16 protein-coding genes are annotated in these 21,440 nt (G+C 51.0%); 9 read left to right on the top strand and 7 right to left on the bottom strand.

Annotation, left to right across the window (positions count from 1 at the left end; all coding sequences use genetic code 11):
* Positions 1–187 precede the first annotated feature (187 nt).
* The 8 genes from IX315_RS07830 to IX315_RS07795 all read left to right on the top strand — a co-directional run bounded on the left by IX315_RS07830 (position 188) and on the right by IX315_RS07795 (position 10,853).
* A complete protein-coding gene (locus tag IX315_RS07830) occupies positions 188–2,302 on the top strand; it encodes a S9 family peptidase (RefSeq protein ID WP_244973126.1) in 2,115 nt (704 codons plus the stop codon).
* 9 nt (positions 2,303–2,311) lie between these two features.
* Positions 2,312–3,598: a phosphoribosylamine--glycine ligase gene (purD, locus tag IX315_RS07825; RefSeq protein WP_018357674.1), complete on the top strand. Its 1,287-nt coding sequence runs from the start codon at positions 2,312–2,314 to the stop codon at positions 3,596–3,598.
* Position 3,599: 1 nt separating this feature from the next.
* A complete protein-coding gene (locus IX315_RS07820) occupies positions 3,600–4,505 on the top strand; it encodes a hypothetical protein (protein ID WP_018357675.1) in 906 nt (301 codons plus the stop codon).
* A gap of 6 nt (positions 4,506–4,511) precedes the next feature.
* Positions 4,512–4,964, top strand: a complete 453-nt coding sequence (locus IX315_RS07815) for a YqaA family protein (protein WP_018357676.1) — start codon at positions 4,512–4,514, stop codon at positions 4,962–4,964.
* 54 nt (positions 4,965–5,018) lie between these two features.
* A complete protein-coding gene (locus IX315_RS07810; protein WP_211837344.1) occupies positions 5,019–7,187 on the top strand; it encodes a S9 family peptidase in 2,169 nt (722 codons plus the stop codon).
* On the top strand, positions 7,184–8,086 hold the full coding sequence (gene lipA, locus IX315_RS07805) for a lipoyl synthase (RefSeq protein WP_211639358.1): 903 nt from the start codon (positions 7,184–7,186) through the stop codon (positions 8,084–8,086). The genes IX315_RS07810 and lipA overlap by 4 nt, the downstream gene beginning before the upstream one ends.
* A 54-nt stretch (positions 8,087–8,140) precedes the next feature.
* Positions 8,141–10,327, top strand: coding sequence for a lamin tail domain-containing protein (locus IX315_RS07800; protein ID WP_211837343.1), 2,187 nt, complete (start codon positions 8,141–8,143; stop codon positions 10,325–10,327).
* A gap of 82 nt (positions 10,328–10,409) precedes the next feature.
* Positions 10,410–10,853 (top strand): hypothetical protein, encoded by a 444-nt coding sequence (locus tag IX315_RS07795; RefSeq protein ID WP_018357680.1) that lies wholly within the window; start codon positions 10,410–10,412, stop codon positions 10,851–10,853.
* Between the two features lie 653 nt (positions 10,854–11,506).
* Here IX315_RS07795 and IX315_RS07790 read toward each other — a convergent pair.
* From IX315_RS07790 to IX315_RS07760, 7 genes are all read right to left on the bottom strand, one after another.
* Positions 11,507–12,604 carry a mannose-1-phosphate guanylyltransferase gene (locus IX315_RS07790; protein WP_018357681.1) on the bottom strand — a complete coding sequence of 366 codons (1,098 nt, stop codon included), beginning with the start codon at positions 12,602–12,604 and terminating at the stop codon, positions 11,507–11,509.
* A 6-nt stretch (positions 12,605–12,610) separates the two neighbouring features.
* Positions 12,611–14,341, bottom strand: coding sequence for a bifunctional metallophosphatase/5'-nucleotidase (locus tag IX315_RS07785; RefSeq protein ID WP_018357682.1), 1,731 nt, complete (start codon positions 14,339–14,341; stop codon positions 12,611–12,613).
* A gap of 8 nt (positions 14,342–14,349) precedes the next feature.
* Positions 14,350–16,503, bottom strand: coding sequence for a S46 family peptidase (locus tag IX315_RS07780; RefSeq protein ID WP_425325375.1), 2,154 nt, complete (start codon positions 16,501–16,503; stop codon positions 14,350–14,352).
* A 21-nt stretch (positions 16,504–16,524) separates the two neighbouring features.
* Positions 16,525–17,004 carry a CYTH domain-containing protein gene (locus IX315_RS07775; protein WP_134849209.1) on the bottom strand — a complete coding sequence of 160 codons (480 nt, stop codon included), beginning with the start codon at positions 17,002–17,004 and terminating at the stop codon, positions 16,525–16,527.
* Between the two features lie 10 nt (positions 17,005–17,014).
* On the bottom strand, positions 17,015–18,097 hold the full coding sequence (locus tag IX315_RS07770) for a Smr/MutS family protein (RefSeq protein ID WP_211837342.1): 1,083 nt from the start codon (positions 18,095–18,097) through the stop codon (positions 17,015–17,017).
* A 127-nt stretch (positions 18,098–18,224) separates the two neighbouring features.
* Positions 18,225–18,785, bottom strand: coding sequence for a DUF2284 domain-containing protein (locus tag IX315_RS07765; protein ID WP_018357686.1), 561 nt, complete (start codon positions 18,783–18,785; stop codon positions 18,225–18,227).
* A complete protein-coding gene (locus IX315_RS07760) occupies positions 18,782–20,275 on the bottom strand; it encodes an IMP dehydrogenase (protein ID WP_211831763.1) in 1,494 nt (497 codons plus the stop codon). Before IX315_RS07760 ends, IX315_RS07765 begins: the two co-directional genes overlap by 4 nt.
* Before the next feature lie 698 nt (positions 20,276–20,973).
* On the opposite strand from IX315_RS07760, the gene IX315_RS07755 reads away from it, so the two are divergent.
* A partial coding sequence (locus tag IX315_RS07755; RefSeq protein WP_211837341.1) for a hypothetical protein occupies positions 20,974–21,440 on the top strand: 467 nt, incomplete at its 3' end.

Raw genomic sequence — 21,440 nt, 5'->3', positions numbered from 1 at the left:
GTCAGGTAGCTAGATGAGCAACGGGAGAAAAAGCCCCCTTTAGGGGGTTTGGGGGCTTAGATTCCGCTCCACAGTTCAAGCGTGGTAACGAAAACCGTGCTAATGTTTCTCCCTATAACCAGTTTCGTCCCCAATAAAGCAAGTTTTGGTAAATTTGTAGCTGGGGGAAGTAAATAGTTAAATGATTATGCAGATAGTACGAAGAGTGACAACAGGGTTGGCGCTATTGCTAGCCATTGCGAGTATGCCATTCAGCTACGCTCAAGAGCTGAAAAAAGTGACCATAGAGGAGGCTACGCCTGGCTCTAGGGAGTATTGGAAGATTGTGCCACAGTCATTGCCTGTGGTGGGGGTGGCTCCATCGGGAGTGCTCCTACACCTGCAGGAGGGTATCTATGCCCAAGGCTTGGATGTCAAGACTAGGCTCCTGAAGTGGGAGCATGTAGGCGGTAGAGGTAACTTTACCCCTTTCTCCGAAAGGGTAGTCGCAGGTTGGGTGGATAACGACTATGTCCTCTACGACTATCTCGACAGTAAGGTAGTAGCACGCTATAGCGTGGATCGTGATAAGTGGTCGACTCAGGCGGTAGCACCCAATGGGAGCTATATGATGCTATCTGACCGCAAAAATATTGCGGTGATGGTACCTGGCGGTACGCCCTACCAACTTACGCAAGACGGTTCGTTCGATGTTACCTATGGTATCGAGGTGCACCGCAGCGAGTTTGGAATAAGTGGCGGTCTATTTATCTCGCCAGATAGTCGTTACGTCGCCTTTTACCGCAACGACCAGAGTGATGTGGAGCCTTATCCTATCGTGCGTATCAATAGCCATATTGCCGTGCACGACCCCATCAAGTATCCTATGGCGGGGCGAAAGAGTGAGCGGGTTACGATTGGTATCTACGACACACAGGCAGGTACTATCCAGTACCTAGAGACGGGTGCGCCCTACGATCGTTTCTTTACCAATATTGCTTGGGCGCCCGATAGCCGCAGTCTACTGATCGATGAGGTGGAGCGCAGCCAGCAAGTGACCCATCTGAGGGAGTACGATGTTACGAGTGGTCGCCTACTTCGTATGCTTATCGAGGAGCGTCATCCTAAGTATATCGAGCCCCGTGAGCCTATCCACTTCCTAAGTGATGGACGTTTTGTGCGCCTGAGCCGTGTGGATGGCTACAGCCACTTCTATCTCTATAGCCGCGAGGGCAAGCTACTGCGTCAGATTACAAGGGGCGCGTGGGAGGTAAAGGAGCTACTCGGTATCGATGAGCATGCTGGGAAGATTTACTTTACATCCAATAAAGACTATATCATAGGGCAAGACCTCTATAGCGTAAGCCTAGAGGGTGGCGCCTCGGTGCGCCTCACAGAGGGAGAGGGTTGGCATAGCGTGACTATGTCGGATGATTACAAGCTATTCCTCGACAACTTCTCCAACCTCAATACCCCTGGTGTCTCTACGCTCGTTTCGCTTGAGTCGGGTGAGAAGAAGGAGCTATTGCGTGCTGAGGATCCACTTGTGGCTTATGAAAAACCAGTAGTGGAGCTGGGGAGCCTAAGGAGTGACTCGGGCGACGATCTGTATTATAAGCTCACCCGCCCTGCGACCCTAGAGGCAGGTAAGAAGTATCCTGTAGTGCTCTATGTGTATGGAGGACCACACTCTCAGTTGGTCAACGATAGCTGGAGAGGGCTTCGTATGGGTTGGGATACCTATATGGCAAGCCAGGGGTACGTGGTATTTACCCTAGACAACCGTGGTACTGCCCATCGTGGTATGGGCTTCGAGAGCATCACGCATCGCCAACTCGGTACCGTGGAGATGTCAGATCAGATGAAGGGCATCGAGTACCTCAAGGGGCTGCCTTACGTGGATAGCGACCGTATCGGTGTCTATGGCTGGAGCTTCGGAGGCTTTATGACTACCAACCTCATCCTCACCTATCCAGAGACCTTCAAGGTGGGCGTTGCTGGTGGTCCTGTAATGGATTGGTCGTACTACGAGGTGATGTATGGCGAGCGGTATATGGATACGCCTGAGGAGAACCCTGAGGGCTATGCCAAGAATAATCTGATAAAGAGGGCGGGCGACCTCAAGGGGCGTCTCCTCCTTATCCATGGCGGAGTGGATCCTGTAGTACTCTGGCAGCATTCACAGCTCTTCCTACAGGCTGCCGTGAAGGCGGTTACCTTGCCCGACTATATGGTCTACCCTATGGACGAGCATAATGTGAGGGGGCAAGACCGTGTGCATCTGCACAAGGTGATATGTAGGTATTTTGAGGATCATCTATAAATAAGAGGTATGAAGGCTTTAGTAATAGGCAATGGGGGAAGGGAACAAGCGCTAGCTTGGAAGATAGGGCTCAGTGGTATGATCTCGGATATCTATATGGCGCCTGGTAATGGTGGTCAGCTGCCCAAGTGCCACAATGTGGCGATAGGGGTATCGGACTTCGAGGGGCTTTCGGAGCTTATCAAAAAGGAGGGGATAGAGCTTGTGGTGGTAGGTCCTGAGGTGCCGCTTGTAGAAGGCGTGGTAGACTATCTGAATGCCGATCCAGAGCTAGAGGATCTTTATATCGTTGGTCCTACCAAGGTAGGGGCAGAGCTGGAGGGGAGCAAGGACTTCGCCAAGGATTTTATGGCACGTCACGGTATCCCCACTGCTAAGTACCGTACCTTCACAAGTGAGACTCTAGAGGAGGGGCTTCGCTATCTGAGGGAGGAGGAGCGTGCACCTTACGTGCTGAAGGCCGACGGTCTGGCTGCGGGTAAGGGCGTGGTGATTCCTGAGACTCTCGAGGAGGCAGAGGCAGAAATGCGCGAGATGCTGGGGGGAAAGTTTGGTTCCGCTGGCGCAAGTGTGGTAGTGGAGAGCTATCTGAAGGGGATAGAGTGCTCCGTCTTTGTGCTCACCGATGGCAAGGATTATATGCTCCTCCCTACAGCAAAAGACTATAAGCGCATTGGCGATGGCGATACAGGACTCAATACCGGAGGTATGGGTGCCGTTTCTCCTGTGCCTTTTGTGGACGATGCCTTTATGGAGAAGGTAGAGACGCGTATTATCCGCCCTACCATTCAGGGGCTTCTCGAAGATGGGATAGACTACCGTGGATTTATCTTCTTCGGGCTGATGAATGTAGGGGGCGACCCTTATGTCATTGAGTACAACTGCCGTATGGGCGACCCCGAGACCGAAGCTGTGATGCTACGAATTAGGGGCGACCTCGTGGGCTCTATGCTTGCCTTACGCGATCAGATACTAGGCCTTATGGAACCACTCTTGGAGTTCGACGAAGTGGCTACTACCGTGGTCACGGTATCGGGAGGCTATCCTGAGACGTACCAGAAGGGGTTCCCTATCCTTGGGCTCAGAGAGGAGACAGAGGGGGTACAGGTGTTCCACATGGGGACCAAGGTGGATGGCGACCAGGTGGTTACGGCTGGGGGTCGTGTGCTAGCTGTATCGGCTATGGGCGGTTCTATAGAGGAGGCTCTAGGCAAAGCGTATGGAAGGGTAGGGGCGCTCTCTTATGAGGGGATGAACTACCGTAAGGATATAGGTCAAGACCTGCTAAAACTCTGAGATGGTAGAAAGACCGTCACTCGTGAGTCTATACCTGCCACAACTAGGGGAGTGGTGGGCGGCTCTGCTCGCCTCGCCATGGCTGACCGTAGTCTTCGTGGTATTGGCACTGCTAGCGGTGCGGCGCCATGGTGAGTTGGCGTATGGAACCTACCATGTGCGCCCTTTGGGGCTGTTGCTCCTCCTTGTGTATCTTGTGGGTGTACCGCTAACGGGGATCTCCGCTACCAATCTTGGCTTTATCGCCATGATATTAGCGGTGATTCTGAGTGATAGTGTGGTGATGTCTATTAGCCGAAGTCGCTCTACATTCTTTGTCTACGACCTCGGTGTGGCATTGGCATTGCTTTTCCTTATTCACCCGATATTCGTGGTTTTATTGCCCTTCTTTTTGGGCAAACTGCGGACGATACACTCCTCTTCGCTTAGGCATATCATCGCCTATGTGGCAGGGTATCTTACCATTTTAGCGCTTGCCACCATGCTCTTTGCTACTCGTAGCTGGGCAGGCATCCTACAGTACTGGTCTGGATGGATAGCTCCGCTTGGTGCGCTTCATTGGCCTAAGCTGTTGGATATCCCACTGTTGGTGCTGGATACAGCCTATCTGGTGGTGGTGTCGGTAGCCGTCTCTCAGATGATACGTGCCAGTACGGTGCGTGTGCGTGTGGCAATGGGCTACCATATTCAGCTTGCATGGGTGCTGATGCTCATGAATCTCCTCTATGGTGTGCAGGGTGAAGGCAACTATGGGTTCCTCCTATCGTCTCTTTTCCTCAGTGGAGCCATTGCCGATTATCTTCTCACCCAGAGGCGTACCCGTTGGCTACTCCTCCCCTTGCTGGTCGTACTCTCTGCTGCCGTAGGCGTGCGCGTATGGTTATATTTAGGGCAACCTACATTGTGATAGATTATGCTTGATTTCCTTATAGAATACGGTTATATCGGGGTCTTCTTGGCCGCTTTCCTAGCCGCAACGGTATTACCTTTCGGTTCGGAACCCGTAGTGCTGGGCGTCCTTGCCGCTGGTGCGGCATCTGTACCGGTATTGATTGCAGCTACCCTTGGTAACTTCCTCGGGGGCATGAGTTGCTACTGGCTTGGGTGGCTTGGCAAGACCGAGTGGATTGTGAAGTACCTCAAGATGCCACAGGAGAAGGTAGATAAGTGGACACGTTGGCTTCAAGGGCGAGGCTCCTGGATGGCTTTCTTTGTCTTCCTCCCCGGTGTTGGCGACTTCTTTGCCGTAGCCTTGGGGTTGCTCAAAGCCAATGTATGGAGTGTGGCTATGTGGATGTTTGTAGGGAAGTTCCTCCGCTACCTGGTGCTATTCGGCGCCTTCGATTGGGTGATGTCGCTTTTTTAGTTGGGGCGATTATCGTTATATTTGTACTCGTTGAGAATATTAGATAGATACTATATGAAGAAGATCAGTAGTCTGGTGGTAGTGCTATTCGCATTACTTACCAGTGTGCCTAGTTGGGCAGAGGGAATTAGCCTGAAGGATATCACCTATGGCGTATATGCAGCAAGGAGCGCAGGCAATAGCTTTCGCCCTATGGCGGATGGCAATAGCTATACCGTGGTGTCGGACGATGGCACTCGATTAGTGCAGTACAGCTATGAGAGCGGCAAAGAAGTGGCGGTGCTCTTCGATACCAAGACGGCAAGAGACTGTAGCTTCGATACCTTTGAGGATTATATCATCAGTGATACCGGACACCATATCATTATCCTGCGCGATGGGAAGTCTATTTACCGCAGGAGCGCTACCTACGATGCCTACCACTATGATGTCCGTCGTAATAGGGTAGAACCCCTAACGAGCCCTGGTGCCCGGGTACGCGTGCCTCTGCTCTCTCCCGATGGTAGGAACTGCGCTTTCGTAGTGGACAATAATATATATGTCAAGAAGTTCGACTTCGATACCGAAGTTCAGGTGACCACTGATGGTAAGCAAAACGAGATACTCAACGGTGTCACCGACTGGGTGTACGAAGAGGAGCTCTACCTCACTAGCCTCATGTCGTGGAGCGCTGATAGTAAGTACCTTGCCTTTGTGCGGACGGACGAAAGCCAGGTGAGGAGCTACGATATGACGGTTTACGGTAAGGGTAATTACCCCGATATCTACAGCTTCAAGTACCCCAAGGCAGGAGAGAAGAATAGTGAGGTATCGGTTTGTCTGTATCACCTAGACAACCGCAAGACCTCAGTGCTAGACCTTGGGATGAAAGAGGAGTTTTATATCCCTCGGATGACCTTCCACAAGGAGCACCTCTACGTATTCACGCTCAATAGGCTCCAAAACCACCTCCGCACATATCAGATTAATCCCGACAGCCAGGTGGCTCGTCTCTGGTTGGAGGACCAAGACGACCGCTATATAGATAGCAATAGCTGGGTGCTGCAGCTCGCTTTTACCAATGACGGAGCATACTATGTCTCTGAGACAAGTGGCAGACCACAGCTCTACCGACTCGACCAAGCCGGTGTGCGCCAGCAACAGCTCACCAAGGGGGACTACGATATCGACACCTTCTATGGCGTAACCCCAAGTGGCGAGGTGGTCTACTCCATGGCGTACCCTACGCCTATGGATCGTACTATTGTGGCACAGGATAAAAAGGGGCGTACCCGCTACCTCTCTCCCGAGAAGGGATGGAGTACTGCTACCTTTAGTAGCAATCTGAGCTACTACCTCCTTAAGCACTCTTCGGCTACCGAACTACCTAAGTACGAAATCTATCGCACACGCGATGCCAAGGCGCTCACCCTTCTAGAGGATAATAAAGCGCTGGCTCAGAGATTGGCACAGGTGAAGTACAATCATAGGGAATTCATACAAGTCAATACCAAGAGTGGGCAGACGCTTAATGCTTGGATGATCAAGCCTGAGGGCTTCGATGCGCATAAGAAGTACCCAGTGGTGATGACACAGTATAGTGGTCCAGGTTCGCAGACGGTGAAGAATAGCTTCTCATTCGGTTGGGAAGAGTACCTTGCGCAGGAGGGTTTCGTGGTCATTGCAGTAGATGGCCGTGGCACCGGAGGGCGAGGAAGCGAGTTTAAGAAGTGCACCTATCTGCAGATGGGTATGCTGGAGAGCCAAGATCAGATAGAGGCAGCCCAAGCCCTAGGTCAGATGTCCTTTGTGGATAAAGAGCGTATTGGTATCTGGGGCTGGAGCTTCGGCGGGTATATGACACTGATGACCCTCTCTCGTGGTAATGGGACCTTCGCAGCTGGAGTAGCAGTGGCACCACCTACCGATTGGCGACTATACGACTCTATCTATACTGAGCGTTACATGCGCACCCCACAGCAAAATGCCAAGGGATACCACGACACTTCGGTGATGAACCATGTCGCAGGTCTTAAGGGGGCTCTGCTTATTGTCCACGGTACTGCGGACGACAACGTACATGTGCAGAGCGTGATGCAGCTGGTACCTGCGCTGGTGGAGGCGGATAAGGATTACCGGATGCTATTCTACACCGACAAGAACCATAGTATCTATGGTGGCAACACCCGCAACCACCTCTATAGGCAATTTACCGACCACTTCAAGAAGCACCTGATGCAATGAAGATGAGTAATAAGAAGGAACCTCTCCTTCGGAAACCCGCCTGGCTCAAGATCAGCATAGCAAGTACCGACAACTATGCAGGTACTTCCGAGACCATCAAGGAAGCGGCACTCCATACCATCTGCAGTAGTGGACGGTGTCCCAATCAAGCAGAGTGCTGGAGCCGTGGTACCGCTACCTTTATGATTGGGGGTAATGAGTGCACCCGCTCTTGCCGTTTCTGCGGTACGCCTTCGTGCAAGAATCCTGCACCGCTCGACCCCGACGAGCCGCGCCGTGTAGCGGAGAGTGTCAGGAGGATGGGGCTAAAGTATGCCGTCATCACCTCGGTAGACCGTGACGATCTCCCCGATGGGGGAGCGGCGCACTGGGCAGAGACCGTTCGGGAGATACGGCGACTCTCGCCCAATACCACTATCGAGGTCCTCATCCCCGACTTCCAAGGCGACCTCACTGCTCTCGATGCCGTGCTCGAGAGCAAGCCAGATGTCGTGGGGCACAATATGGAGACGGTGAAGCGGCTCACCCCTACGGTGCGGCACCGAGCTACCTACGATACTAGTCTGAAGGTGTTGAAGCACATTGCGGATAGCGGTTTTATCACCAAGACAGGTATAATGGTAGGGCTGGGCGAGACGCCCGAAGAGGTCGAAGAACTACTTCGGGATTGCTATTCTGTGGGGGTCTCGAGCCTTACGATAGGGCAGTACCTTCGCCCTTCGAAGCAGAATATAGCGGTGGAGGAGTATGTGCACCCCGACCAGTTTAGGAGATACAAGGAGATAGGAGAGGCACTCGGACTCTCGCATGTGGAGAGTGGTCCTCTGGTGCGCTCGTCCTACAAAGCCGACCAACAGTTTGAAGTCGCCAAGAAAAGTATCCATCTAAAAGACTTATAACCCATGCGTCGTTGTCTCTCCTTACTTCTATTCGTGTGGTGCCCCCTAATGGTGATGGCTCAGACGGGGTGGCAAGGGGAGTGGCAAGGCGACTTACAAGCATTTCATATCGAAGGCGCTACCCTCACCCACCGTAATGATGGTGTGGCGGGTAGCGCTTCTATCTTCCGGCCTTATCAGCTCGAGAGTACTCTTTCTTGGCGCTTTGGCTTCCGGTTTGTCAGTCTTCCCACTACCGCCAATACCTTTGAGTACACCCCCTTGTATATCGATGAGGGCAACTATCGGTACTACTATAAGGTCATCCCCTATGGCAATCAGAAAGGGATTCAGCTGGTGCAAGAGACCCACGAGGCTTATAGTGGGCATTGGCGCAAGCTATCGAGCCAAGTCCTCTCACAGCAATTATTCAAGTCCGCCCTACTGGTATGGAACAACCTACAGGTAGAGCTCTTCTACGACAAAGAGCGAGGGCTACAGCTGCAAACCTTTAGTACGCATACCGGACTGTGGCAGGGGGAGTGGGTGAAGATACGACAAGGAAAGGTTACGCCACGTTTTACCATCTCCACAAAGTTCTCTTCGCAAAGGAAACTAGACTATACCTACCTTCTCCCTGAGCTGGTGGGCGGTAGCGCAGCCCCTGAGGAGGTGAAAATCCTACGCTTCGAGCCTGAGGATATAGGGCGGGTTACGCTCTACCTCTCTGCCCCAGTGCTGGTACACAATGCTAGGGTCACTTGCGGCGGTTTTCAGCCTACCATTGCTTCAGGGGCTGCGGCAGATCAGTTGGTGGTCTACCTAGGTGTTGCTTTTGCACCTAATAGTCAATACGACTTCACCATCCACGGGCTCCAAGATAGGTCTGGACACACCTTCTCTCTCTCGTTTGTTGTGGAGACTAAGGGCGAGACCTCGGGGAGTACTGCCATACCCACGGGTGTCTACTTTACCGAAATTATGGCATCCCCTCCCGAGTCGGGACCTCTCCAAGCGGTGAAGTACATAGAGCTCTACAATAATAGTGGTGCACCTCTTGCGCTAGGCGATTTGTATCTCCTCTACGGTCGTACCAAGTACCCCTTGCCAATGGCTACGGTAGCCAATCGCTCTTTTGCCGTCCTCTATCTGGAGAGTGATCCCCCTCTCTCCCGCTTGGGTACCCTTGTGCCTATGGAGCGCTTCCCCGCTCTAGGGAGTAATTTCACACTGTCGCTCAATGATACCAATGGCGTGGAGTATGACAAAGTCGCCTTTTCGTCTCGGCTTTATGGTGAGGGAGAAGCGAAAGGGGGCGCCTCTATTGAGCGTGTCACTTACAATCCTGATAGCTGGCGAAGGAGCAACCACCCCAATGGCGGCACGCCTGGTGCGCCTACCACGCTGATGCCTTATAACAAGGTGGTTCAGGGGAGTGTGGTGATCAATGAACTGATGCTCTCGCCTACCACTACGGGGGAGAAGTATATCGAGTTGTTCAATAACTCGTCTGAGGTGGTCGACCTCGCCGATCTCTACCTCTCTTATACCAATAAGGAGGAGGGTGTCTCTGCCGCTTCGTGGTTGCTGGTGCGTGAGTCGTATCTCCTACAACCGAAGAGCTATGTGGTGCTCTCGCCATTTCCCGAAATACTCCCTAAGCTCTATCCTCAGAGTGATGCTCATGCCCTTGTAGAGCGGATAGACTTCCCCGCTATCTCCCCTACTTACTCCGAAATAGCACTCCACGCACACACCTCCCACCAAGTGGTGGATGCGGTGGTCTATCGCCGACAGTGGCTGGGGGAGAATAGCTCGGATCGTACGGGTTTCTCGCTCGAACGCCTCAGTCCTAGTGCCGACGGCACCCAGCGTCATAGCTGGAGGCGAGCACTAGAGAACGGCTCAAAGAAAGGCATGGGTGGTACCCCTGGGATCAAGAATAGTGTAGATGGGAGCGCCCTCCCCGATGACACTCAGACAGGTGCAATAGAATGGCCTGATAATCCTACGCTCAGCCTGGAGCAAGTGGTGCCTATGTTCCAACGTTTTTCCTCCCTAGCTACACTCACGCTGTATAGTCTCACGGGCGATGTCCTTATGTCAGTATCGGGCGCAGATATACGTCCACTTTTTACTTCGCTGAGGGCGGGCACGGCACCGCTTCCTACCATGTTGTTCCTTGTGGATTTGCACTTTTACAACCCCGATAAGGAGCCTGCTTCGGTAAGCTATAAGTCTACATGGCTACATATTCGGTAAGTCCCGGATTTAACCTATCCCTATTTCTATTATCAAAAGGAGAGAAAGGAATAGATTACTTAATGAAAATTGGACTTTGGATATGAAGAAGATTAAGTTGCTACTCGCTGCTGCTACAGTGTTGCTTGTGTCATCGTGTTCGATGTTTATCCCTATGGGTGGACAAAGGTATCCTTATGGTGGAAATAATGGCAACCACTATGGGGTGATTAGAAAGGGCACCCATATTAGCGATGTGATTAGGGTCAATGGTGAGCCTGACTATGCGGATTCTTACATGAATGGGCGCAACCGTATGGATGTACTCTACTACTATCGACCCAATTGGAATAATAGATACAATTCTCGGGATCGCATAGCGGTTAAGTATACTTTCCGCAATTCTTACCTGCAGAGTACGAAGCAAGAGAAGATTAAGACTCGCAAAAATAAGAGCCGTTACGATCGTGATGACGACCGATATTACCGCCGCTACGATGACCGTGACCATCGCCGGAATAAGCGCAATAAGTCTCGTTGGGACTAAGAAGCTATAGATGGAGTGGGACAATGCCCCCAAACCCCCTAAAGGGGGCTTTCCCTTGCTCACAGGATGTACAAGCCCCCTTTAGGGGGTTTGGGGGCTAACTCTCCACGGCCTCGGGCTTCGCCCTCAACCGAGGCTCGCGTAAACTGCGCTACTGCCCCCAAACCCACTAAAGGGGGCTTTCCCTTGCTCACAGGAAGTACAAGCCCCCTTTAGGGGGGTGGGGGCTAACTTTCCACGGCCTCGGGCTACGCCCTCAACCGAGGCTACCGTAAACTGCGCTAATGTTTTCTATTATTGTTCGTTATGAGTGATCCCGAACCCCAGCGGTGTCGTGGGGGTGCAGCCTTCTAACCGTAATCGCTCAGGCGAGCACCAGTTGTGACGAGCGAGAGCGGGCAAATTTATTCCTAGGAATAAATTTATTTATCTGTACAAATAAATTTATTTATCTCTAGGAATAAATTTTGCTGATATAGGGTCTCAGGAAATGGTTATAGCGATAACAAGCAAACGATGATATAGACCATAGGGATTGAGGGAACATTATCAGGCTATTACACTGATGAATATTCGTGATGGCGACATTGGGTATACGGGGGTGTAAACAAATGTGACCCGCTGGTGGGCGGGTCACAACTATCTTTGCTATGTCACTGCTTCTTGAGTTGTTTGGCGTACTTCTCGAGGAGCTGATGGAGGCGCTTGTCGTCTTTTTTCGGAGCGATCAGGAGGGTGTCATCGAGGTCTACGATGAGGTAATCCTCTAGCCCTACCACCACGATGTCTTTGTGCTTGACGCCTTGGTGTACCATGGTGCGGGAGCTGTCTTCGAGTAGCACCTTGCCTTTTCCCTCGGTATTTTCTGGCGTGCAAAGTGTGGGGTGATGCTCTAGATGCTGCTGTAGGCTCTGCCAAGTGCCGAGGTCGTCCCAGTCGAAGGTCCCTTGAATACAAGCTACATTATCGGCCACTTCCATTACGCCATAGTCTATGGAGATAGAAGGGCAAGCGAGGAATGCTCTGGATACGGCATCTATCTCTCCAGGCTGACCATATACGTTGATCTCGGCGAAGTGAACCGCTACCTCGGGGAGGTACTTCTCAAGAGCGCTGATAATATCACGCACACGCCAGACGAACATCCCCGAGTTCCACACATAGTTGCCTGTGGCAAGGAGCTGTACCGCTTCCTCTTCGCAGGGCTTTTCCTTGAACCTAACGATAGGTCCTACGCCTGTGGCTTTGGCTTCCTCGCCTAGCTCTATGTAACCATAGCCCGTAGCGGGATAGGTAGGGGGGATACCTATGGTCATGAGGCAGTTGTGTTCCTTCACATAGGCGACGGCTCCGAGGAGGGTCTCTCTGAAAGCTTTGATATTGGTGATATGCTGATCGGCAGGGGATACAATCATCACCGCATCGGGGTTGATGCTGGCAATCTTGTAGGCAGCATAAGCAATTGCGGGAGCGGTATTGCGGCGATCTGGCTCCGTGAGCACTTGGCTCGGGTGGAGGGCAGGCAGCTCATTGAGTACCATCTTCTCGAACTTCTTACCCGTTACGACCAATACATTGTCCTCGGGGACTAGGGTATCGAAGCGGTCGAAGGTCTCTAGAATCATTGACCTCCCGCTCCCTAGGATATCGAGAAACTGCTTGGGACGATTCTGCCGGCTCCAAGGCCAGAAACGGGAACCAATCCCTCCAGCCATGATAACACAGTAGTTGTCGTTGAGTAGACTATTCATCTTCGCTTACTTTTGTTGGGAGAATAAGAGGGTACTATCCCGCTGAATGGCAGGCTCTGTCCACTCTTTTGGTTCGAAAGACCACTTTGCCTTTACAATAGGAGTATAAGGATTGTGTTTCTTGAAGAAGTCTATGAGATAGAATCTTAGATCCTTGTCGGTAGACTTGACTAGCCTCTCTGGTAGCTCCTCGGCAGGGATGCCGCCGCCACGTGTAAGGAGCCCACCACCGCCATTGCCCCGATAGGAGTTGATGGCTACTAAGTATTCCTTTTGGGGGTCGAACTCCTTGGTTCCTACTTTCTCTATTATCACGCGCTCTCCTTTGGGCTGGGTAACGTCTACAGTGTAGGTCATCCCAGAGGCGGAGTCGAAGTTAAAAGAGGCATTCTTGGTAGCGAGGTATTGCCCACCGAGCTTCGACTCGTCTATCTGAATAAGACGGTCGGTAGGCGAGGTCATGGTCTGTATCCAGCGATCATAGCTCTCCTCTAGCGTCTTGCGGATTTCGTCGCCCGTGAGCTTCATGAGGTAGAGGGTATTTTCGTACCTATAGAGCTTGAATAGGTCTCTTACCGCTATCTCGCCTTGGTTAAGGGTGACATTGAAGTCCAGTGGAGCGGTAAAGGATACCTCTGCCTCGGGATAGATGAAGAACTGTAGCTGGTGGATAAGATCGGTAAAAGGGGTGGGGCGGAAGAAGGCACTCCTAGCCTCGATAGGGCTAGTGAGTGTAGCGATGGGGCGCGCCACGAAGTCTCTGACTGCCTGCTCTTGGTCTTTGAATCCCATCAAGAGCGCTGGGTCGGGCTGTACCTCTTCGAGCGATACAATCTCAGGGGCAAGGGTGATTCGTCCTTTGCCCTTCTTGCTATCGTGGAAGGTGACCACGGTGTGGCTCACCGCATTGGCATCGTTAGCGGGGTTGAGGAGGTAGGTGACCTTACCATCCTGATGCACTACCGAGTCAAGTAGCTGTCGATGGTCGTGCCCTAGGAGTACGAGATCCAGCTCGGGCACCTCGCGTGCCATTTGGTAGCCTACATTCTCCGACAATGGGCGAGTCTCGCCATCCTTATCGCCGCTACCACTATGGATGAGTGCCACAATCATATCGGGTTTGCTCGCCTGTATCTCGGGGAGATACTTCTTTATGGTCTCCACCTGGTCGGTAAACTCCAGTCCCTCCCACAATACGCGAGGGAGGTTGTGGGTAAGACCGGGCATAGTGGTACCTATCACTGCTATCCTGCGCCCGCCCTTCTGGATAAAGACGTAGGGCAGGAAGTAGGGGGCGTCTGTCCCCTCCTTCAGTACGTTGGCACCCAGTACGGGGAGCTTAAGTTCCGCCACGAACCTATCATAGGTGCTGTGCCCTGTCTCGATATCGTGATTACCTATAGAGATAGCGTCGTAGCCCATCTGGTCGAGCACCTGAGCATAGATATGCGTGGAGGCAGTGTCGATAAAGTTGTAGTAATAGGCGGAGGGTTGTCCCTGTAGGATATCCCCCGCATCAAGAAGCAGTACTTCATCGCTTCCCTGCTTTAGCTGCTTGATATAGCTGGAGACACGGGCGTAGCCTCCAGTGCCTGGCTGGTCATTGACAAAGTCGTAGGGAAAAAGATTGCCATGGACATCGGTAGTATGCACGATGTGTAGCGTGGTGCTCTTCTCAGGAGGTTGGCACCCAGCCAAGAGAAGGAGCAGAGAGGCAAATAGTATTATCCGCTTCATCTTGAGTATTATTCTACAATGTCGATTTCGTCGAGTAGGCGTTGGGCTCCGAGGTACTTGTCAAGTACTAGGAGTAGGTAGCGAGCATCCACGATGATACTTCTCTGGTAGTCGGGGAGGTATTGTATATCACCACCTACGCCTTCCCAGTTGCGGTCGAAGTTGATACCCACAAGCTCGCCACGACCATTCACAAGTGGTGAACCAGAGTTGCCACCTGTAGAGTGGGTAGTAGAGATAAAGTCCACAGGCATCTTGCCATTCGCTAGGGCTAGTTTGCCGAAGTCCTTAGCCTTATATATCTCTATGACCTTAGGGAGCAGGTAAAACTCGGGGCTATTGTCGTCCCTCTTCTCCATGATACCCTCCATCGTGGTCTGGTGCCCATAGTAGACATTGTCTCGTGGCGAGTAGCCCTTTACTCTACCGAAGGTATAACGAAGGGTGAGGTTGGCATCAGGCCATAGGTTCATCTCGCCCTCCATCTCGAGCATCCCTTGGAGCATCGTTTTGCGTGCGAAGGCGAAGTCTCTGTCGTACTCTGCTAGTGCCTTAGATATTGTAGCTATGTCGTTGTGTGTAGCCATGGCAAGTGCCACAAGAGGATCGCTAGCATAGTCGTTGTAGGTTTTGCCCTTGAGGATTTGCTGGAGCTTCTCTCTATTTTGGTAGAGGCTATTGTCGAAGACCTTATCTAGTTCTCCGCGCTCAAGAAGAGCTTTCGCAATCGCTGGCGCTGCTAGCTCCACTGGTAGTGTCTCAGTGCCCTGCACCTTTTGGATATAGTCGAGCACTGCGGTAAGCATCGCTTTGGTGACCTTCTTATCTACCGCTATATTGTAGTCCTTATTGAAGTAGTTGTCGAGCTGCTTCATGAACTTATCTGGCTCTGTATTGGCAAACTCTTTCTCCGTAAGTAGGGGAGCACGCATAGTTTCTACGGCTCGGTTCAGACCCTCATCGTATATCTTGGAGAGTGCACGTAGCTTGGCACGCTCTGCCACCATGGATTCTATCTTGTCTATAGCTTGGGCATACTCGGGCTTGCCTACCTTCTTGGCGTAGGCGCGGAGCTTGTCTACCATTGCCCGCTTATTGCCCTCGAAGTCCATCTTATTGGTTGCCCAATTGGTGCCTATGGCATTTTTGTAAGCGTTGGTGGAGCCTTGGTACTTAGCTGCGTACTGGATATTGACCGCCTCGTCCTTCATCATCTCTTCCCACATGGTCTCCTGGCGAACTTTCCTGAGGTCGATGCGGATCTGGTTGTCTATATCTCTACGCTCTACTACCTCGCTAGGGGTATAGAAGTGATTGGTGGTGCCAGGGAAGCCCATCATCATTACGAAGTCGTCCTCCTGCACTCCAGAGCTATTAATCTTGAGGTAGTACTTGGGGTTGAGTGGGATATTCTCTGCTGCGTACTCTGCTGGCGAACCGTCGGGAGCGGTGTAGATGCGGAATACCGAGAAGTCGCCAGAGTGGCGAGGCCAAGCCCAGTTATCGGTATCGGCACCAAACTTGCCGATACAGCTAGGAGGTGCAGCTACCAATCGGATATCGGAGTAGATCTTCTTGACAAATAGGTAGTACCTATTGCCTTCATAAAAAGGCGCCATATCTAGGTTCACACCATTGGTGAGCTCGCCTCTATTCTCCTTGTACCACTGTTCCGCTACCTTGCGAAGAAAAGCACGGCGCATGTATTGCAGTGGGTCGGTGATGCCTTTCGCCTTGATATAACTATTGAGATAGTCGGTAGCATCTACGATCTCCTCTACTATCGTGACCGTGAGCCCAGGGTTGGGGAGCTCGGACTGTAGAGTAGGGGCATAGAACCCATCACGGAGGTAGTTGTGGTCTACCGAACTGTGGTTTTGGATCTCACCAAAACCGCAGTGGTGATTGGTGATGACCAATCCCTGACTAGATATGATCTCTCCCGTACATCCGCCACCGAACTGTACTACAGCGTCTACTAACGACCCTTTGCCAGGGTTGTAGATATCCTCTGCCGACATTTGCATACCCATTGCTTGCATCTTGGCGAGGTTCTGTTGCTTCAGGAATTGTACCATCCACATCCCTTCGTCGGCCTTAGCCATTGGCGCTACGAAGAGTACCGCCGCGGCGGCTGCTAACCATCTCTTCATCATCTTCATGCTCTTATCTCTATTTGTCTGTTATTTATTCCAAGTACTATAGGGGTGTTGTGCCAAGTAGTAGTTGAGGTAGTGCGGGTCGTTGGTCACCTCCTCGCCTATCCATTCAGGGATGATGACCGTCTCTTCTAGCGATGGTAGCTCCAGCTCCGCTATGATCAACCCTTCGTTCTCCTCCAAGAAGAAGTCCACCTCCCACCTGCGTGCGCCATCTGTGATGATATGGCGCTGTTTCACAATCTTGCTGTAGTGGCTCAGCTGCATCATCTCTATCGCATCCTCTACAGGGATTGGGTACTCAAACTCACTGCGGATACCGAGTTTCTCTGTCAGAGCCTTCTTGATGGTGAGATATGCCTCCTCCATATTGATTAGGCGAATGCGCACCGTGAGTCCCTCATCGTTGGCGATATAGGCTTGCTGTATATTTAGTACTACATCGCTCTCAGGCAATTGTGCTCCAGGTTTGAGCAAAAACTTACGTTCTATCTCTAATGCCATAGCTCCTATCTTATCTAATGGTTACCTGTGTAGCGCCAAATCCGTATTGCTGGAATGAGGCGTCCTGCTGGTCGTATCTGGGGTACTTGCGCTTTAGGAGATTGATTACGGCTTGGCGCAATACACCCTCGCCCTTGCCGTGTATAAAGATAATCTTCTTTCCCTTGAAAGAGGGTTTGCGATGTGCTCGAAGCACTTCCTCTACCCTTTTGAGTTGGAGCTCCAGCATATCCCGAGGCTCCAAGCCTACGGTGCTATCTACCACTTCATCTATATGTAGGTCGATTACTAGAGGCTCGCTGAGTTTCTTTTGGGGCTCGGTGTGAGGGCGCTTCTGCTGAGTAGCCACCTTCTGAGACATCATCTCTGCTGCGAGCTTCTCGGCATCAATCTTATTTGTGGTCATTACCTTGTCGTCCTTCACTAGTTCGTACACAATGGCGTGGTCGTCGAAGTAGGGCGTCTCTATAAAGGCATTCTCCTTGAAAAACTTAGCACCATCTATCTTCAGTTCGACATCCACAGAGTGCTTAGGACGGTAGGGCACCCCTTCCTCCTTGAAAGCGATAATCTGGAAAGTACTCTTGGCACGCTCGGGTAGCTCGTCGGGACTAAAACTCTCTAGTAGCTCCGAGCTATCAAAAGAGATCATACCCGCGAATCTGAGCTCATGGGCTGCACCGCGCCCCGAGGTGTAGGTGACAAAGAGATCGTAGTTGGAGTCATTGACGAGGAATACCTCGTAGTGGCTCTGTCCGATGCGCCCACCCTCCTCGGGTAGATAGCATAGGGTGATATTGAGTAGCTCTCCACTAGGGTCGCTCCCTCGCTTAGGGGCAGGTCGGTAGGTGCTCTTGCGCTGGGGCTGAACCGCAGTAGTTGCGGGAGCCTCTTGCTTCTTAGCACTCACGGGCGGTACTATAGTAGCTCCATCCTCTACCTTAACCACCTCATTATGTAGTACAGGAATCTCGAAGCCCGACTCGTCTTCTACATATACTACACCACTAGAGCGTAGTACCTTGCGTACAACACCCCCTCCAGTGGTATTGAGAAACCGAACCCTATCCCCGATATTTACTTGTATATCCATGCTCGTTAACGTTATATTGCACAAATGTACCTAATTTATCAGTGATAATCGGGTTCTCTTATTGCCAAATGTCGGTTGTCCTCACCATTACCAATGTGTCGTAAGGGCTATATCAGCCCGATAGTGCTCAATAGAGTAGAGCTCCAAGGTAGAAGTAGTAGGGCGGAAGTTTACCTTCCCTTATCCATTGGGTAGGGATGCCGAAAAGCTCCTCGGAAGTGCCCATGAGGTCGAAACAGAAGTTCTCCAGAGAGTAACGAATAGCTTCGGGATGACGGCAAGGCTTGTCCTTGAGTCGAGCACAGGTACCACGAGGACACCTGCGGCAGCTTCCCGCAAAGCAGGCTCGACTGCCGGGTCGGCTCTTCTCCAGTGCCAGAATTTCCCGATCGGTAATCAGGCGAACGGCATCGCCTATCTCCTCGGCAAGATCCATAAGCTCTTGCATCGAGCCCTCACGCCCAGCATATTCCTCATTGAGTACTACCTCGTAGCCATATAGCTCTATCTGTGTGTAGCCCTCTAGGAGGGTGTTGAGGTCGAAGTTAAAAGGCGGACAGCTCCAGAGCTTTCCATACTGGCGGCAATGCTTACAAGCCTCTCGGAACCGCTCTATATGTTGATACCGCTCCACGTATTCGTGAAGCGGTATCAATCTAGAATGAGTCTTTATCTCTCCGTATTTCATCTTTCCTTGAGGATGACATCGTGGGCGCCTCCCTCTACGATAGAGGTGGAGGATACGAGTGTTATCTTGCTATTGTAGTGTAGCTCATGGATGTTTACTGCGCCACAACTGCACATGGTAGACTTCATCTTGCTCAGCGTGAGCATTAGATTGTCTTTCATCTTACCAGCATAGGGGACGTAGCTATCTACACCCTCCTCAAACTTCATGCCTTCGGTAGTGCTACCGCTATCGTAGCGCTGCCAGTTCTTAGCACGGTTCGAGCCTTCGCCCCAGTACTCCTTTACATAGTTGTTGTTGATCTTGAGCTTCTTCGTGGGGCTCTCATCGAAGCGCGCAAAGTACCTACCCATCATCAGGAAGTCGGCTCCCATGGCGAGCGCTAGCGTCATGTGGTAATCATGCACGATGCCACCGTCCGAACAGATTGGGATATATACCCCTGTCTCCTCGAAGTACTTGTCGCGGGCTTTGGCGATATCCATTATCGCTGATGCCTGACCACGACCAATACCCTTCTGCTCACGAGTAATACAGATAGAGCCACCACCAATACCTACCTTTATGAAGTCTGCCCCAGCCTCTACGAGATAGAAGAAGCCATCTGGGTCTACTACATTACCTGCTCCGATAGGCGTGTCGGGATAATGCTCCTTTACCCAAGCGAGGGTCTGCTGCTGCCATACCGAGTAGCCATCGGAGCTATCGATACATAGGACATCTACCCCTGCCTCTACGAGTGCAGGCACACGCTCCTTGTAGTCGCGGGTATTGATACCACCGCCTACTAGTAGCTGCTTATTCTCTTTGCCAGAGAGCTCGAGAGGGTTCTCTTTGTGGCTATCGTAGTCCTTACGGAATACGAAGAATTGGAGGTTCTGATCCTCATCAATGATAGGCAAGGTATTGAGCTTGTGCTCCCAGATTACATCGTTGGCCTCCTTGAGGGTAGTACCCAGCTTGCCTACCGTGAGTTTCTCAAATGGCGTCATGAAAGACTCTATCTTGGTCTCTAGTGGCGTAGTGGAGATACGATAGTCGCGGCTCGTAACAATGCCGAGGAGCTTGCCATTGGCAGTGCCATCCGCTGTGATAGCGATGGTAGAGTGTCCCGTCTTCTGGGTGAGTGCCAATACATCTCGTAGGGTCTGGGAAGGAGTGAGATTGGAGTCGCTGGTTACGAATCCAGCCTTGAACTTCTTCACTTTGCGCACCATCTCGGCTTGGCTCTCAATAGATTGCGAACCGAAAATAAACGAAAGGCCACCATTGCGTGCCAACTCAATAGCAAGGGTATCATTAGATACCGATTGCATGATGGCGCTTACGAAAGGAATGTTGAGGTTAATCTTGGATGCTTCACCTTTGTGGTGCTTCACCAGTGGTGTCCGCAGGTCTATATTTTCAGGGGTGCACTCTGCTGTAGTGAGTCCCGGAATCAGTAGATACTCCCCGAAGGTGTGGGAGATTTGGTCTAGTACTTTTGCCATGTTTCCTCTAATGGTTCTAAAAGTTATGAGGTACAACTTGCTCGCAAATTTACACAAAATGTCCGAGCTTGCAAAGCCCCCCCATCCTTCCCTCAATGGCGCGCACCGGTAAAAGAAGTCCGAGTATAAGGCGCTATACCATATTGTATATCGCCATATATTGCTGGAAAACGCTCTAGTATTACCCCTCTCAATTTCTCCTAATAATGATGATTAAAGGGAGCAACATGATTAGTAGGTAGCCGATTATTTCCTTTCTATTAGATCCTTCAGCCCAAATATCCAATACTATAGCTAACGCAATTAGTATTATACTTAGAACAAGGACGGTTTTGTTCTTGCGCAATATCATATTCTTTATTGGATGTCTCCGCTCAGTATGAGTTATTACTCAGTTGCAAAGATACAACAATATTGCCCTATTTGAACTGAGGAGAGGAGACTTGATACCGTCAGAATGAAGGGATATTTTTTGTTTTGTTGGTGCGTTAGTTTTTTATTATTTTGTCGGTAAGAGTTATTCGGGATATTGATTTCATTAACTAAATATGAGGAAAATATGCAGTAGCATTTTATTGGTACTATTATGCATTCTACTTTCCGTTTCCTGTAATAAGAACAGTGAATTGGAGGAAACGTCTTTGTCGAACTTCACACAATTCGAAAGTGTAAAGAATAAATTAGACGCTGATGTTAAAGTGGCAAATAGGCGTGCGCAATTGCGTTCGGCATCGGATGACGAGACCCCACTTATACTGAAAGAAGTCGATATAGACTGGGATGAATCTAGATTTGTAACTTTTGGAGATTCTACCATATTTATGTGGGTTCCTTTTGATGCCAAGTTCAATTCTGTATTGGTCTCGAATGAAGTTGATTCCATCAGAGCAAAAGAGTTCAACCACAAATTGAGTTATACAACGCTGGTTCGGTACGAAAATATTTCTGATTCGATCTCAGGAGTTAGCTTGTATGCACATATTATACCTAGCATTGAGTACCTATATTCGGGAGCACCTCTTTATGATTCCGATAGATTTGTCCCAAAGCACTTTGATGGACAGATACACCTATATAATCTAGATGGCAACTTGATTGGCATACGTCAGTACATAGATGGCAAGCCCTATGAAATAGCAGAGGAGCTTCGTGCTATTCTTTCTAT

Source organism: Porphyromonas levii, assembly GCF_018206105.1.
Lineage (GTDB): Bacteria > Bacteroidota > Bacteroidia > Bacteroidales > Porphyromonadaceae > Porphyromonas_A > Porphyromonas_A levii.
Note: the sequence above shows the minus strand (reverse complement) of the source record. Positions and strands in the feature narration are given on the sequence as shown.